Source organism: Microbacterium sp. CCH5-D1, from assembly GCF_001557335.1.
GTDB lineage: Bacteria > Actinomycetota > Actinomycetes > Actinomycetales > Microbacteriaceae > Microbacterium > Microbacterium oxydans.
This window is the reverse complement of the sequence record NZ_LSJW01000315.1, coordinates 1-14,714: the sequence shown is the minus strand read 5'-3', so window position 1 is coordinate 14,714 and position 14,714 is coordinate 1. Positions and strand designations below refer to the sequence as shown.

Below are 14,714 nucleotides of genomic sequence, written 5' to 3'. Positions count from 1 at the left end.
ATGTCTGAACGTGACAGCGCCACACCCGAGCCCGACACCGATGCCCGGCTGGGGGACCTGTTCGAGAATCTGCCCGAACCGACGAGACAGATTCCGACCGTGGACGACAGCGCGCCTGCTCCCGGATCGCGACGTGCCGCGAGGGAAGCGGCCTCGGGGGAGGGGACGGCCACACCGGCCCGCGGCACCGCCGGCCCGGCGGCGCAGCCTTCGAGCGCGCCGGTGCGAGCCTCTGCCGATGACGCCGTCGGCGCGGACGCGTCGGCACCGTCTCCGATTCCGGTGCGGGCCTCTGCTGACGCGGCTGACGCGACGACACGGGCACAAGCCGAGGCCGTCCCGGCGTCGGCTCCCGTCGCCGATGCAGCGGGGCCCGCGATCGGCGGTGGCCTCGACGCCCTCTTCGTCCCCCACGATGAGAACATCGATGCGAAGCCCAAGAAGAAGAAGCGGCGGAAGGGCTGCTTGATCGCGCTCGTGATCGTTCTCGCGATCTTCGGTGGGATCGCCGCCGGCGGCGCGTGGGTGTGGAACACCTACGGCGACAAGATCAGTGATGCGATGGGGTGGGGCGAGTCGAAGGATTGGGAGCCCGGGCTGGCCAACGGCGAAGCCCTCGTCACCATCAAGCAGGGGGACACCGGGGGTCCTGTGTCCACCGCCCTCTATGAAGCCGGTGTGACGAAGACCGAAGACGTCTTCTACGACTACATCGTCGACGAGAACCTCGCCGTGACCTTCTATCCGGGCGTGTACCGCCTACAGAAGAAGATGACGGCAGAAGCCGCCCTGGCGGCGCTGAAGGACGATGGCAACAAGATGGCCAACGCCGTCTCCGTCGCCGAGGGCGGGACGATCGTCTCGTCGCTCCCCGGTATGGCTGAGACGCTCGGTCTTCCGCTGGCCGACTTCGAAGCGGCGGTTCAGGATCCTTCGGCGTACGGAGTGGACGCACCGAGTCTGGAAGGCTGGCTGTTCCCCGCGGTGTACGAGTTCGACCCGGGAGTAACGGCGCCGCAGGTGATCCAGCGCATGGTGGACCGCACGCGGGAATCGCTCGACGCGGCAGGCGTGCCCGCGGCCGATGCGGAGCGGATCCTCACGATCGCGTCGATCATCCAGCGCGAAGGCCGGCTCGACGTCTTCGCGAAGGTGTCGCGGGTCATCCAGAACCGTCTCGACATCGACATGAAGCTGCAGATGGACTCGACGGCGCAGTACGGGTACGGCTCGCTGCATGAGGGGGTCGTCTCGAGCTCCAAGGAAGCTCTGGAGGACGACAACGACTGGAACACCTATGTGCGCACCGGTCTGCCGCTCACGCCCATCGCCAGCCCGAGCGATGCCGCCATCAAGGCCGCGATGGCGCCCGCCGACGGCCCGTGGCTGTACTTCGTCACGATCAACCTGGCGACGGGGGAGACGCAGTTCTCCGAGACGATGGCCGAGCACGAGCAGGGCATCGAGAAATGGCGCGAGTGGTGCCGGGCGAACCCCGACGCCGGTTGTTGAGCCGGTGACGCGGTCTCGTCTGGCGGTCTGGGGCGATCCCATCGGGCATTCCAAGTCGCCTGCGCTCCATGCCGCTGCATATCGCGTGCTCGGACTCGACTGGGTCTATGGCCGGCGTCAAGTCGCCGCTGAGGAGTTCGAGCCGGCACTCGCGGGGCTGGACGACACGTGGCGCGGCCTCTCGCTGACCATGCCCCTGAAGGAGGCGGCGTTCCGTGCGGCGGTGACGGTCGATCGTCACGCAGAGCTGACCGGAGCGGTCAACACGCTCCTGTTGGGGGAGCATCTCGCCGGTTTCAACACCGATGTGGGTGGCATCGTCGACGCTCTCACCGAGGCCGACGTGCCCGAGGCGGGGCAGGTGCGCATCCTCGGCGCGGGAGCCACGGCGTCGTCCGCACTCGTCGCCGCCTCCGAGCTCGGCGCCGTGCGTGTCGACGTCCGAGCGCGGCGCCCCGAAGCCGCTGCCGCACTCGTGGAACTCGGTGAACGGCTCGGAGTGATCGTCGACGTCGACTCCTTCGACGCGCCGCTGACTGACGTGGACCTCACCGTGGCGACGCTGCCCGGAGGCGCTGAGCTCTCCGCGGATGTCGCCGCAGCACTGGCCGCGTCAGGCGGAGTCCTCTTCGATGTGGCGTACGCACCCTGGCCATCTGCCCTCGCCGCGCTGTGGGGCGGAGACCGTGCCATCTCCGGACTCGGCATGCTGCTGCACCAGGCCGTGCGCCAGATCCGCATCTTCCGGAACGGAGATCCGGCGATCGCGCTGCAGGACGAGGACTCTGTGATCGCCGCCATGCGCGCCGCTCTCTGAGACGGTCGGCGCGGACGACGAAACGCGGCGCGGGGCAGGTCGAACCCGTGGGAGACTGGAGCAATGCTCCGCGTGCTCACGGCCGGCGAATCGCACGGCCCAGAACTCATCGCCGTCATGGAGGGACTGCCCTCCGGCGTCCCTGTGTCCTCCGAGGCCATCCAGGCCGATCTGGTTCGGCGCAAGCTGGGCTACGGTCGCGGTTCACGGATGAAGTTCGAGCAGGACGAGCTGACGATCTCGGGCGGCGTGCGACACGGGAAGAGCCTCGGCAGTCCGATCGCGCTCCGGATCGGCAACACCGAGTGGCCGAAGTGGATCGAGGTCATGAACCCCGAGCCGGTGGAGCTCACGGACAAGTCCCGTGGCCGCAGCGCACCCCTCACGCGTCCACGTCCTGGTCACGCCGACCTCGTCGGCATGCAGAAGTACGACTTCGACGAGGCCCGTCCGATCCTCGAGAGGGCGAGCGCCAGGGAGACCGCCGCACGCGTCGCACTCGGTGCGATCGCCCGTTCGTTCCTCGGCGAGCTCGGTATCCGGCTCGTCAGCCACACGTTATCGATCGGTCCGGTCCGCGTGCCGGAGGGATCTTCGCTGCCCACACCGGACGACGTGGATGCTCTGGACGCGGATCCGCTCCGGTGCTTCGACCCGACGACCTCCGCGCTGATGGTCGCTGAGGTGGACGACGCCAAGAAGGACGGCGACACCCTCGGTGGCATCGTCGAGGTCCTCGCGTACGGGCTGCCGCCCGGACTGGGCTCCCACGTGCACTGGGACCGTCGCCTGGACGCGCGCCTCGCGCAGGCGCTCATGAGCATCCAGGCCATCAAGGGGGTCGAGGTCGGCGACGGCTTCGAGACCACGCGCCGACGGGGGTCTGCGGCGCACGACGAGCTCTTCGCCACCGCCGAGGGCATCACCCGCGGTTCCGATCGAGCCGGTGGCACCGAGGGCGGCATGTCGACGGGGACGGTGCTCCGCGTGCGCGCAGGGATGAAGCCGATCGCCACCGTGCCGCATGCGCTGCGGACGATCGACATCTCCACCGGAGACGATGCCACCGCCCACCACCAGCGATCCGACGTGTGCGCCGTGCCTGCGGCGGGCGTCGTCGCCGAGGCCATGGTCGCGGTCGAGCTCGCGAACGCCGTGCTGGAGAAGTTCGGCGGAGACAGCATCCGCGAGACCCGTCGCAACCTTGACGGATACCTGGCTGGCATCCCCGAAGAGCTGCGCACGACCCCCGCGTCCGAGGCGGCGCTCATCGCGCATGACGAGCGCGGCTGATCCGCTGACGCTGGTGCTGGTCGGTCCGATGGCCGCCGGCAAGACCAGTGTCGGTCGGCGGGTGGCGCGTCGGCTCGGAGTCGACTTCATCGACACCGACAAGCGGATCGTCGCCGCTCACGGTCCGATCTCGGTGATCTTCGAGCAGCACGGCGAGGAGCACTTCCGCGACCTCGAGCGGGCGGCCGTGGCCGAGGCGCTCTCCGAAGGGGGAGTGATATCGCTCGGCGGAGGCGCGGTGACGAAGGCCGCGACGCGGGATCTGCTCGCCGAGCATCCGGTGGTGTTCCTGACCGTGAGTCCCGAGGCCGTCGCCGATCGGCTGCGCGGCAGCAGCCGTCCGCTGCTGGCGGGGGAGGACCCGCTGGAGCGCTGGAAGAAGATCTTCGAGGAGCGTCGAGGGTGGTACGACGAGGTCTCCTCGGCCACCTTCGACACCTCACGTCGTCCGATGCAGAAGATCGCGGACGACATCGTGGCATGGAGGAGAGAGCAGCGATGAGCACGACGACCATCAGCGTCACCGGAGACGACGCCTACGACATCACGGTCGGACGGGGGATCCTCGATCGGGTCTCGGCCGCGCTCGCACCGGGGGTGCGCAAGGTGCTCGTCGTGCACCCGCCGGCCCTCGCGGCCCGCGCTGCCGAACTGCGCGACCGCCTCCTCGCCGATGCTGCCGATGGGCCGCGCGAGGTGCTCCTCGCCGAGATCCCCGATGCCGAGCAGGGCAAGCGGATCGAGGTCGCCGCCTTCTGCTGGCAGGTCATGGGTCAGGCCGACTTCACGCGTTCCGATGCCGTGATCGGCTACGGCGGGGGCTCCGTCACCGACCTCGCCGGCTTCGTCGCCGCGACCTGGCTCCGCGGCGTGCAGCTCATCCAGGTGCCGACGACCGTTCTCGGACTGGTGGACGCGGCTGTCGGCGGCAAGACAGGTGTCAACACGGCCGAGGGCAAGAACCTCGTCGGAGCGTTCTGGGCACCGACGGCTGTGGTCGGCGACCTCGACGAACTCGCCAGCCTGAGCCCGAACGAGGCGACGGCGGGCTTCGCGGAGGTCGTGAAGGCCGGCTTCATCTGGGCGCCCGAGATCCTCGACATCGTCGAAGCAGATCCCGCACGCGCCGTGGACCCGACGACCGAGGAGTTCCGTCGTGCCGTCGAGCTCGCGATCCGGATGAAGGCCGAGGTCGTGTCGGACGACTTCCGCGAGGCCGGACTGCGGGAGATCCTCAACTACGGCCACACACTCGGCCACGCGATCGAGCACGCGGAGCGCTACCGGTGGCGTCACGGCGCCGCGATCTCGGTCGGCATGCTGTACGCGGCCGAGCTCTCGCGTCTCGCGGGACGGCTGTCGGACACGGCAGCCGAGCGCCACCGCACCATCCTGGAATCGCTGGGACTTCCGACGTCGTACCGTGCCGGTGCCTGGCCGCAGCTGCTCGCCACGATGCAGCGCGACAAGAAGAGCCGCGGAGGCATGCTGCGGTTCATCCTGCTCGACGACATCGCGAAGCCGACGGTGCTGCAGGCCCCGGACGAATCGCTGATGTTCGCCGCCTACCAGGAGGTGGGCGCGTGACCCGACGCATCCTCCTCGTCAACGGGCCGAACCTGAATCTGCTCGGCTCGCGCGAACCGGAGATCTACGGCACCGCGACGCTCGCCGACGTCGAGCGCCTCACCGCCGATGCCGCGGCGGACGTGGGCTTCGAGGTCCGCGCAGTGCAGAGCAATCACGAGGGGGTGCTGATCGACGCGATCCACGCGGCACGTGAAGACTGCGTGGCCATCGTGATCAATCCGGGCGGACTCACGCACACGTCCGTGGTCCTTCGCGACGCGCTCACCGGAGTGTCCCTGCCCTTCGCCGAGGTGCACATCTCCGACGTCTACGCTCGCGAGGCGTTCCGGCACCACTCGTACCTCGACGACGTCGCCGCCGTGCGCGTCGTCGGGCGCGGAGTGGACGGCTACGCGGACGCCGTGCGGCAGCTCGCAGCACTCATCCCTTAGAATCGACTGTCGGCTCCGCCCGACCCCGCAGACTCACGAACGGAACTCGCAGCGCATGGCATCTACCGCAGACATCAAGAACGGCGTCGTCCTCAGCATCGACGGGCAGCTCTGGAGCGTCATCGAGTTCCAGCACGTCAAGCCCGGCAAGGGCGGTGCGTTCGTGCGCACCAAGCTCAAGAACGTCGTCTCCGGCAAGGTCGTCGACCGCACCTACAACGCCGGCGCGAAGATCGAGATCGAGAACGTCGACCGCCGCGACTACACGTACCTGTACACGGACGGCGACGGCTACGTCTTCATGGATCAGACCGATTTCGACCAGATCACGGTCGGCGCCGCCACGGTCGGCGACGCGAAGAACTTCCTCCTCGAGAACCAGAACGTCACGATCGCCCTGAACAACGGCAACCCGCTGTACATCGATCTGCCGGCGTCGGTGGTCCTCGAGATCACCTACACCGAGCCTGGCCTGCAGGGCGATCGTTCCTCGGCCGGCACCAAGCCCGCCACGCTCGAGACCGGTTACGAGATCCAGGTGCCGCTGTTCGTCGAGAGCGGCACGAAGGTCAAGGTCGACACTCGCACGGGTGACTACCTCGGCCGCGAGAAGTAAGGCGTGAGCGCCCGGACGAAGGCGCGCAAGCGCGCTCTCGACATCCTGTTCTCTTCCGACGTGCGCGGAGACGACCTCGCGGTGACGCTGGCTGCCGAGGCGAAACGCGCGGCGAGCGAGCCCGCCCGTGAGGCCTCGTGGCTGTACGCCCGTGAGATCGTCGACGGCATCATCGACTCGCGCGACGAGATCGACGAGCAGATCACGACCCACAGCAGGGACTGGAAGCTCGAGCGGATGCCCGCTGTCGACCGCGCCCTGCTGCGCATCGCCGTGTGGGAGATCCTCCACAACGACGAGGTTCCCACTGCCGTCGCCATCGACGAGGCGGTGGAGCTCGCGAAGGAGTTCTCGACCGACGACTCCGGGGCGTTCGTGCACGGCGTTCTCGCGCGGGTGGCCCGAGCCGCCTGATCCGTCGCACACGGCAGCCCTGTCGGTGGCGGCACTGTCGGTGACGGCACTGTCGGCGGTGTCGGAGAGGATGGCTACATGTCCCTCGCTTCTGACCCGACTCGTCCGGAAGACGCATCGTCGGCGAACTGGAGGAGCATCCTCGGTCCGGCGCGCGTCGACGCCGATACGCCGCTCGCACTCGGCATCGAGCTCAGAGTGCGCGACGGCCGCGGGGCGAATCCGTGGGCATCCCGTCCCCAACGGACCGCGACCGCCCGCGACGTCGCGACACGCACAGGCGAGATCCTGCTCGGGATCCGGCCGCTCGAGCAGAGCCCCTCGACCGGGTCCTGGGTGCAGGGGACTGCGACCTGGGACGCGGTACGACGCTCACCGACGCAGTACGGACGTGATCGCTCACGGTGGTTCGCCGACCTGCTCAGCATCGCGCGTGACACGCTCCTGTCCGGCACGGCCGGCGACTGGCTCGTCGCCGATCTGATCGAGTCAGGGCTCCTCTGGGGACATCTTCGCGCCGCCTCGGAGGTCGGGATCCCTCTCGTCGCCATGCAGAAGAGCACGACCGTCGTGCTCGCCGATCGTGCCGAGATCCGCGCGACCGTCGGACGCGGCGACGACGGAGGTCTCACCGTGCACCCTCACATCGTGATCGACGGGCACGATACGGAACCCTCCTCGGTGCAGACCATCGGACACAGCGGTGTGTACGAGATCTCCCAGCGGGGGAGTGTGATCAGGGTGACGCTCGCCGAGGTGCCACTCAGCGAGCCGGTGCACGCCCTGCTCGGTGCGAGGACAGGTCTCGAGGTTCCCCCGGGAGACGAGGGCGCGTTCTTCCGCGACGCCTACCCGCTGCTGGCACGTCGGATCGAGGTGCGCCCGACCGGTCGTGTCGAGCTCCCCGCACTGCCCGCCCCGCGCCCGGTGCTCGCGCTGTCATTCCTTAGGGGCGACACCGTCAAGTACATGTTCGAGTGGGAGTATCGCGGCTTCGGAAGGGTTCCGTTCGCGCAGGACGGGGATGCCGTGCGCGACACCGCCGCCGAAGATGTGCTCCGCGAGACTCTGCGTGCGGTATGGGCCGATCACCTCGGAGAAGAGCTCGCCTCGACAGGCTCGTTCCATGATGTCGCGGCCGCCGAGTTCGTCACACGCCTCGTGCCCGCTCTCGAGGCCGAGGGCGTCGTGGTCGTGGTCTCGGGGCGTCGGAAGACTTATCACGAGCTCACGGGAGAGCCCGAGATCACGGTGTCGACCGTGGAGAGCAGCGACCGGGACTGGTTCGATCTCGGAGTCCTGGTCAAGATCGACGGACGCACCATCCCGTTCGAACCGCTGTTCACGGCGCTCAGCAAGGGCCGGAAGAAGCTCCTCCTCGTCGACGGCAGCTACTTCTCGCTGAATCATCGTGCCCTCGATCGGCTGCGCGAGCTGATCGACGAGGCAGGGGAGCTCGAGGAATGGGAGACCGGCCCGCGGATCAGCCGCTACCAGACGGACCTCTGGGAGGAGTTCGAAGACCTCGCGGATGAAGCTCTGCCCGCCGTCACCTGGCGCGCGACCGCCGAGGGCCTGCGCACCGCCGCCTCGGTGCCTGTCGTCGCCGTGCCGTCGGGTATCACTGCCGACCTCCGTCCTTACCAGCGTGAAGGGCTGGACTGGCTCGTCTTCCTGTGGAGCCATCGCCTCGGTGGCATCCTCGCCGACGACATGGGTCTCGGCAAGACGCTCCAACTGCTGGCACTCATCGTGCACGCGCGGGAAGCGGGGGAGCGGCGGCCCTTCCTCGTGGTGGTTCCCACCTCGGTGCTCGCCACCTGGCGCAACGAGGCGGCGCGGTTCGCCCCGACCTTGCGGGTGCTACTGCGGGGGTCCACACAGGGCCCGTCCCTCGACGAGGGCATCCGTGGGGCCGATGTCGTCATCACGACCTATGCTGTCGCCCGTCTCGACGAGGTCGAGTACGCGGGCATCGACTGGGCGGGTCTGATCCTCGACGAAGCACAGTTCGTGAAGAACCCGGAGACCAAGCTGCACCGGGCCGTCGCCTCCTTCCGAGCGGATGTGACGTTCGCCGTCACCGGAACACCGATGGAGAACAGCCTCAGCGAGCTCTGGGCTCTGCTGAAGCTCACCGCTCCCGGACTCTTCGCCTCTGCACGGAAGTTCCGCGAGCAGTACATCCAGCCGATCGAGCAGGGCAAGGTGCCGGAGAACGAGGAAGGCGGAGCCTATCGCCAGCGTCGTCTCGAGCAGCTGCGTCGGCGCATCCGACCACTCCTGCTCCGGCGTACGAAGGAGTTCGTGGCGCCGGACCTGCCGGCGAAGCAGGAGCAGATCCTCGAGGTCGAACTCAGTGCCTCCCACCGCGCCCTCTACGACGTGGTTCTGCAGCGCGAACGCCAGAAGGTCCTCGGGCTGCTGGAAGACCTCGATCGCCACCGATTCATCGTGTTCCGCTCGCTCACCCTGATGCGCATGCTCAGCCTCGCACCGGCGCTGATCGATCCCGAAGACGCGAAGATCGGCTCCCGCAAGCTCGACGTGCTGATCGAGCGGGTGATCGAGCTGCAGGCGGAAGGCCACCGTGCGCTCGTGTTCAGCCAGTTCACGTCGTTCCTCGACCTGGCCGCGGCCCGCCTCGACGCCGCAGGCATCCCGTACGCGCACCTGGACGGTTCCACGCGGCATCGCCAGCAGGTGGTCGACGGGTTCACGTCCGGCGAGCAGCCCGTGTTCCTGATCAGCCTGAAGGCCGGAGGATTCGGTCTCACGCTGACCGAGGCCGACTACGTGTTCCTGCTCGACCCGTGGTGGAATCCGGCCGCCGAAGCGCAGGCGGTCGACCGCACGCACCGCATCGGCCAGGACAGCCAGGTGTTCGTCTATCGGATGATCGCCACCGGCACGATCGAGGAGAAGGTGCTCGACCTGCAGCGCCGCAAGGCACGGCTGTTCACCGCGGTACTGGACGACGAGGCGCTGTTCGCGCAGTCGCTCTCCGCCGACGATATCCGCGGGCTGTTCGACGGCTGACCGGAATACTCACGGCGGTGCCGACCGGTCGCACAGGGACCCCTCGGTACAATCGAACGGTTCACTTTCGGGAGGAATGCAATGCGGATCACGGGACTCGGCCACGCCGGGATGTTCATCGAGACGGTCGGCGGGAACATCATCTGTGACCCGGTCCTCGGACCGTCGTTCTACGGATCATGGTTCCCGTTCCCCGACAACCGCGGCCTGGACTGGGAGCGCTACGGCCGCGACGCCGACTTCCTCTGGATCTCGCACCGCCACCGCGACCACTTCGACCCGCGCCTCCTCGAGCGGTACATCCGCAAGGACATCGAGGTGCTGCTGCCCGAGTACCCGACGGATGATCTCGAGAAGGACATCCGCGCGCTCGGCTACACGAACATCACCTACGCCCCGGCCGGACAGGTGATCCAGCGGGGCGAGCTGAAGATGATGGTCACGCCGCTCCGAGCACCCAGCGACGGGCCGATCGGCGACTCCTCGCTGAGCGTCGACGACGGCACCGGCTCGATGCTGAACCAGAACGACTCGCACCCGCTCGACCTCGAGAAGCTCCTCGACTTCGGCAAGCCCGACGCATACTTCACCCAGGTTTCCGGCGCGATCTGGTGGCCCATGGTCTACGACCTGCCGCTCGACGCCAAGCAGAACTTCGCCCGCCTCAAGCGCGAGGCGCAGAACAAGCGCGCCATGTACTACATCGAGAAGGTCGATGCCCCGCATGTCTTCCCGATGGCAGGGCCGCCCATGTTCCTCCGCGACGACCTGTTCGACTTCAACGGACTCGGAAAGAACGGCGAGTCGATCTTCACGGACCAGAAGCAGTTCCTCGCGCATATGGAGGAGCTCGCTCCGCAGTACGACGGACAGCTCTTCATCCCCGGCACCGTCGTCACGGTCGAGGGTGGAGAGGTGACGAGCGAGCAGACCCTGTACACCGAAGCGGAGATCGCCCACATCTTCGACGAGAAGTGGGAGTATCTCGAAGAGCAGCGCGCATCCCGTCAGCAGGAGATCCGCGACGAGGAGGCCTCCCGCGCCGAGATCATCCCGCCGGCCGAGATGCTGGCTGCGATCAAGGAGTGGTGGGAGCCGCTGCTGAAGAAGTCCCGCACGATCCGACTCGGCGTCGGCGGATGCGTCCGCTTCCGCATCGGCGAGCTGGACATGGTGGTCGACTTCCCCCGCGCCAAGGTCCGCGAGTACGCGGGCGAGGAGTGCATCTACTGGTACACGATCCCCGCCGATCTGGTCTCGACGAACATCGTCGACCACGAGATCGACTGGTCGAACTCGATCTTCCTCTCGATGCAGTTCTCGGTGGGCCGCAGCGGCAAGTTCAACGAGTTCCTCACCACGTTCCTCAAGTGCCTCTCGGTCGACCGGATCGAGTACGTCGAGAACTGGTACCAGGAGCAGACCGACCAGACGGAGGACGCCGAGATCGGCGACTGGGTCGTGCAGCGCCGCTGCCCCCATCTGCGCGCCGACCTCACCAAGACCGGCAAGGTCGACGAGGACGGCGTCCTCACGTGCAGTATGCACGACTGGAAGTGGGACCTGAAGACGGGACGCTGCCTGTCCACGGCCGGGCACCCGATCCGTTCCTCGAAGATCGACGAGGTCACCGATCCCGTGCTGCAGGAGGCGAGCTGATCAGCGGAGGCCTGAGCGCTCCGATAGACTGACATCACAAGCAACCTTTAACACCGTCCTGTGAGGCGGAGAAGGGAGCGGCCGATGAGCATGCGCACTGTGCTGCACGAAGCCGACATCTCACGAGCGCTGACCCGGATCGCGCACGAGATCCTCGAATCCAATCGAGGCGCCGAGAACCTCGTCCTGCTGGGGATACCTACCCGCGGCGTCACTCTCGCCCATCGCCTCGGCCTGCTGATCAGCGAGATCGCGCAGCAGTCCGTCCCGGTCGGCTCCCTCGATGTGACGCTGTTCCGCGACGACCTCGCGAAGCACCCGACCCGCTCGCCGCAGCCGACGGAGATCCCTGTCGGGGGCATCGACGGCAAGACCGTGGTGCTCGTGGACGACGTGCTGTTCTCGGGCCGCAGCATCCGCGCGGCGCTGGACGCGATCCAGTCGATCGGACGCCCCTCCGTCGTGCGCCTGGCGATCCTCGTCGACCGCGGACATCGGGAGCTTCCGATCCGCCCCGACTTCGTCGGCAAGAACATCCCCTCGGCCCGCACGGAGCGGGTCAACGTGCGCCTCTTCGAGAACGACGGGGCGGAGGAGGTGACGATCGGCGAATGAGACACCTCCTCGACACCCGCACCCTCGACAGGACCACCGCGCTTCGCATCCTCGACGTCGCCGAGGACATGTCCGACACGCAGTCGCGCGAGGTCAAGAAACTCCCGACGCTGCGGGGCAAGACCGTGGTGAACCTCTTCTTCGAGGACTCCACCCGTACGCGCATCTCGTTCGAGGCCGCTGCCAAGCGCCTTTCCGCCGACGTGATCAACTTCGCCGCCAAGGGATCCAGCGTCTCCAAGGGCGAGAGCCTCAAGGACACCGCCCAGACGCTCGAGGCCATCGGCGCCGATGCGGTCGTGGTCCGGCACCCGGGTTCCGGCGCCCCGCAGACCCTCGCCACCAGCGGCTGGATATCGGCCGGTGTGGTGAACGCCGGAGACGGCACCCACGAGCACCCCACGCAGGCGCTGCTCGACGCCTTCACGATCCGCAAGCGCCGTTTCGGTGCCGAAAGCCGCGGACGGGATCTCAGCGGACTGCGGGTGGTGATCGTCGGCGATGTCCTGCACTCGCGGGTCGCACGGTCCAACGTCTGGCTGCTCACTACGCTCGGCGCGGACGTCACCCTGGTCGCGCCGCCGACGCTGGTTCCGCAGAACGTGTCGCTCTGGCCGGTCCGGGTCGTCTACGACCTCGACGAGGCGCTGGCGGACGAGCCGGATGCCGTCATGATGCTCCGCATTCAGCTGGAACGCATGAATGCCGCGTATTTCCCGACTGAGCGGGAGTATTCCCGCCGCTGGGGTCTTGACGCACGGCGTGTGGCCGCGCTTCCGGGCGGTAGCATTGTGATGCACCCCGGACCCATGAACCGGGGACTGGAGATCTCCTCCGAAGCTGCTGATTCCGCCCGTTCGACGGTGCTGGAACAGGTCACCAACGGAGTATCCGTCCGCATGGCGGTGCTGTACCTGCTGCTCGCAGGAGAACGAGACGACGAACGAGGGGGAGACCTGTGAACGAGACCCTCGTCATCACCGGTGCGCAGCTGCTCGGTGCCGAGAGCGCCGACATCGTCATCGAGGGCGGGCGGATCGCCGAGATCGGGACGGGTCTCACCCGCACCGGTGCGCGCGTGATCGACGCTGCGGGCCTGGTCGCGCTGCCGGGGCTCGTCGACCTGCACACCCACCTGCGCGAACCCGGCTACGAGGCGTCGGAGACGATTCTCACCGGTACCAGGGCGGCCGCCGCCGGCGGGTTCACCGCGGTGTTCGCGATGCCGAACACCTCGCCCGTCGCCGACACGGCGGGGGTGGTCGAGCAGGAGCTCGCCCTCGGCGAGGCTGCCGGCTACGCGACGGTGCAGCCCATCGGGGCCGTCACCGTGGGACAGAAGGGCGAGCGTCTCGCCGAGCTCGGCGCCATGGCCACCTCGCGCGCCCAGGTGCGCGTCTTCAGCGACGACGGCTTCTGCGTCTTCGACCCGCTCATCATGCGTCGGGCTCTGGAGTATGTGAAGTCCTTCGACGGCGTCATCGCGCAGCACGCCCAGGATCCCCGCCTCACCGAGGGGGCGCAGATGAACGAGGGAACGGTGTCCGCCGAGCTGGGCCTCGCCGGCTGGCCCGCGGTCGCGGAGGAGTCGATCATCGCGCGCGACGTGCTGCTGGCAGAGCACGTCGGCTCGCGGCTGCACGTCTGCCACCTGTCGACGGCGGGGTCCGTCGACATCATCCGGTGGGCCAAGAAGCGCGGCATCAGCGTCACCGCTGAGGTGACGCCGCATCACCTGCTGCTGACGGACGAGCTCGTGCGGGGATACGACGCGCGCTACAAGGTCAACCCGCCCCTGCGCCGGGAAGAGGATGTCCTCGCCGTGCGCGAGGGCCTCGCCGACGGCACGATCGACATCGTCGCGACCGACCACGCGCCGCACCCCAGCGAGCACAAGGCGTGCGAGTGGCAGGCTGCGGCGAACGGAATGGTGGGTCTCGAGAGCGCGCTGCGCGTCGTGCACCAGTCGATGGTGCAGACCGGGCTGCTCGAGTGGGCGGACATCGCGCGCGTGATGAGTGCGGCACCGGCGCGGATCGGACGCCTCTCCGGCCACGGCACACCGCTCGAGGTCGGGCAGCCGGCGCAGCTCACGCTCTACGACGCGTCGGTGGACGGCGTCTTCACCGAAGCAGACCTGCACGGTCGCAGCGTGAACTCGCCCTATCTCGGCCGTGCTCTTCCCGGGCGGGTGGAGTACACGGTGCACGGCGGCGTCCTCACGGTCGACGGGGGCAGCGTCGTCGAGGAGCTCGGCGCATGAGCGCTCGGGATCTCGCCGTCGCGATCACCATCGCGGTCGCCCTCCTGGTGCTGCTGGTGATGCTGCGCGCCTGGCGACGACGAATCCGCCGCGATTCCGTGTTCTCGGCCCCGCTGGGTGTGCCCGAGCATGCGGAGGTCGCCCGCCGCGACGAGGTGCTGTACGTGTCGACGACACGGCACGGACAGCCGCTCGAGCGTCTCGCGGTGTCGCCTCTCGCATACCGGGCCCGCGGTGAGGTAGCCGTCACGGATCGCGGCATCGCCCTCTGCCTCGACGGCACGCCGACGGTCTTCCTGGCGAAAGACCGTCTCGTCGCCGTCGACCGCGCCACGGTCACGATCGACCGTGTCGTCGAGCCGGGTGGTCTCGTGCGCATCGCATGGAACATCGACGACGACACTGTCGTCGACAGCTACCTGCGCGTCACCACCGGCGAACCTCAGAATCTCATCTCCGACCTGC

Annotated in this window: 14 protein-coding genes; all 14 read left to right on the top strand. The window is 68.1% G+C overall.

Annotated elements, in window-relative coordinates; all coding sequences use genetic code 11:
• Positions 1-1,512, top strand: coding sequence for an endolytic transglycosylase MltG (gene mltG, locus AX744_RS19140; RefSeq protein WP_061018709.1), 1,512 nt, complete (start codon positions 1-3; stop codon positions 1,510-1,512).
• A 4-nt stretch (positions 1,513-1,516) separates the two neighbouring features.
• The gene (locus tag AX744_RS19135; protein WP_061018707.1) at positions 1,517-2,329 is read left to right on the top strand and encodes a shikimate dehydrogenase family protein; all 813 of its coding nucleotides are present in this window, start codon (positions 1,517-1,519) and stop codon (positions 2,327-2,329) included.
• A 63-nt stretch (positions 2,330-2,392) separates the two neighbouring features.
• Entirely contained in the window at positions 2,393-3,622 is a 1,230-nt protein-coding gene (gene aroC / locus AX744_RS19130; protein WP_061018705.1) for a chorismate synthase, read from the top strand.
• Complete coding sequence (locus AX744_RS19125; RefSeq protein ID WP_058631206.1) at positions 3,606-4,124, top strand: shikimate kinase; 519 nt, start codon at positions 3,606-3,608, stop codon at positions 4,122-4,124. The genes aroC and AX744_RS19125 overlap by 17 nt, the downstream gene beginning before the upstream one ends.
• Positions 4,121-5,209 (top strand): 3-dehydroquinate synthase, encoded by a 1,089-nt coding sequence (gene aroB, locus AX744_RS19120; protein ID WP_061018704.1) that lies wholly within the window; start codon positions 4,121-4,123, stop codon positions 5,207-5,209. Before AX744_RS19125 ends, aroB begins: the two co-directional genes overlap by 4 nt.
• A complete protein-coding gene (locus tag AX744_RS19115; RefSeq protein WP_046747146.1) occupies positions 5,206-5,643 on the top strand; it encodes a type II 3-dehydroquinate dehydratase in 438 nt (145 codons plus the stop codon). The genes aroB and AX744_RS19115 overlap by 4 nt, the downstream gene beginning before the upstream one ends.
• Before the next feature lie 55 nt (positions 5,644-5,698).
• Positions 5,699-6,259: an elongation factor P gene (gene efp, locus AX744_RS19110; protein ID WP_046747145.1), complete on the top strand. Its 561-nt coding sequence runs from the start codon at positions 5,699-5,701 to the stop codon at positions 6,257-6,259.
• Between the two features lie 3 nt (positions 6,260-6,262).
• Positions 6,263-6,673: a transcription antitermination factor NusB gene (gene nusB / locus AX744_RS19105; RefSeq protein WP_045265339.1), complete on the top strand. Its 411-nt coding sequence runs from the start codon at positions 6,263-6,265 to the stop codon at positions 6,671-6,673.
• Between the two features lie 78 nt (positions 6,674-6,751).
• Positions 6,752-9,712, top strand: coding sequence for a DEAD/DEAH box helicase (locus tag AX744_RS19100; protein ID WP_061018702.1), 2,961 nt, complete (start codon positions 6,752-6,754; stop codon positions 9,710-9,712).
• 81 nt (positions 9,713-9,793) lie between these two features.
• A complete protein-coding gene (locus AX744_RS19095) occupies positions 9,794-11,371 on the top strand; it encodes a Rieske 2Fe-2S domain-containing protein (RefSeq protein ID WP_061018700.1) in 1,578 nt (525 codons plus the stop codon).
• 84 nt (positions 11,372-11,455) lie between these two features.
• Positions 11,456-11,986 (top strand): bifunctional pyr operon transcriptional regulator/uracil phosphoribosyltransferase PyrR, encoded by a 531-nt coding sequence (pyrR, locus tag AX744_RS19090; protein ID WP_046747142.1) that lies wholly within the window; start codon positions 11,456-11,458, stop codon positions 11,984-11,986.
• Positions 11,983-12,948 (top strand): aspartate carbamoyltransferase catalytic subunit, encoded by a 966-nt coding sequence (locus AX744_RS19085; RefSeq protein ID WP_046747141.1) that lies wholly within the window; start codon positions 11,983-11,985, stop codon positions 12,946-12,948. The genes pyrR and AX744_RS19085 overlap by 4 nt, the downstream gene beginning before the upstream one ends.
• Positions 12,945-14,249 (top strand): dihydroorotase, encoded by a 1,305-nt coding sequence (locus tag AX744_RS19080; protein WP_061018698.1) that lies wholly within the window; start codon positions 12,945-12,947, stop codon positions 14,247-14,249. The genes AX744_RS19085 and AX744_RS19080 overlap by 4 nt, the downstream gene beginning before the upstream one ends.
• Positions 14,246-14,714: PH-like domain-containing protein (locus tag AX744_RS19075; protein WP_061018696.1), on the top strand; the 469-nt coding region annotated here is incomplete at its 3' end. The genes AX744_RS19080 and AX744_RS19075, both read left to right, overlap by 4 nt.

Excerpts from the sequence above, each read along its gene's own strand:
- pyrR (WP_046747142.1), top strand. The coding sequence starts at position 11,456 with ATGAGCATGCGCACTGTGCTGCACGAAGCCGACATCTCACGAGCGCTG.
- efp (WP_046747145.1), top strand. The coding sequence starts at position 5,699 with ATGGCATCTACCGCAGACATCAAGAACGGCGTCGTCCTCAGCATCGAC.
- aroB (WP_061018704.1), top strand. The coding sequence starts at position 4,121 with ATGAGCACGACGACCATCAGCGTCACCGGAGACGACGCCTACGACATC.
- mltG (WP_061018709.1), top strand. The coding sequence starts at position 1 with ATGTCTGAACGTGACAGCGCCACACCCGAGCCCGACACCGATGCCCGG.
- AX744_RS19125 (WP_058631206.1), top strand. The coding sequence starts at position 3,606 with ATGACGAGCGCGGCTGATCCGCTGACGCTGGTGCTGGTCGGTCCGATG.
- aroC (WP_061018705.1), top strand. The coding sequence starts at position 2,393 with ATGCTCCGCGTGCTCACGGCCGGCGAATCGCACGGCCCAGAACTCATC.
- AX744_RS19085 (WP_046747141.1), top strand. The coding sequence starts at position 11,983 with ATGAGACACCTCCTCGACACCCGCACCCTCGACAGGACCACCGCGCTT.
- AX744_RS19095 (WP_061018700.1), top strand. The coding sequence starts at position 9,794 with ATGCGGATCACGGGACTCGGCCACGCCGGGATGTTCATCGAGACGGTC.
- AX744_RS19100 (WP_061018702.1), top strand. The coding sequence starts at position 6,752 with ATGTCCCTCGCTTCTGACCCGACTCGTCCGGAAGACGCATCGTCGGCG.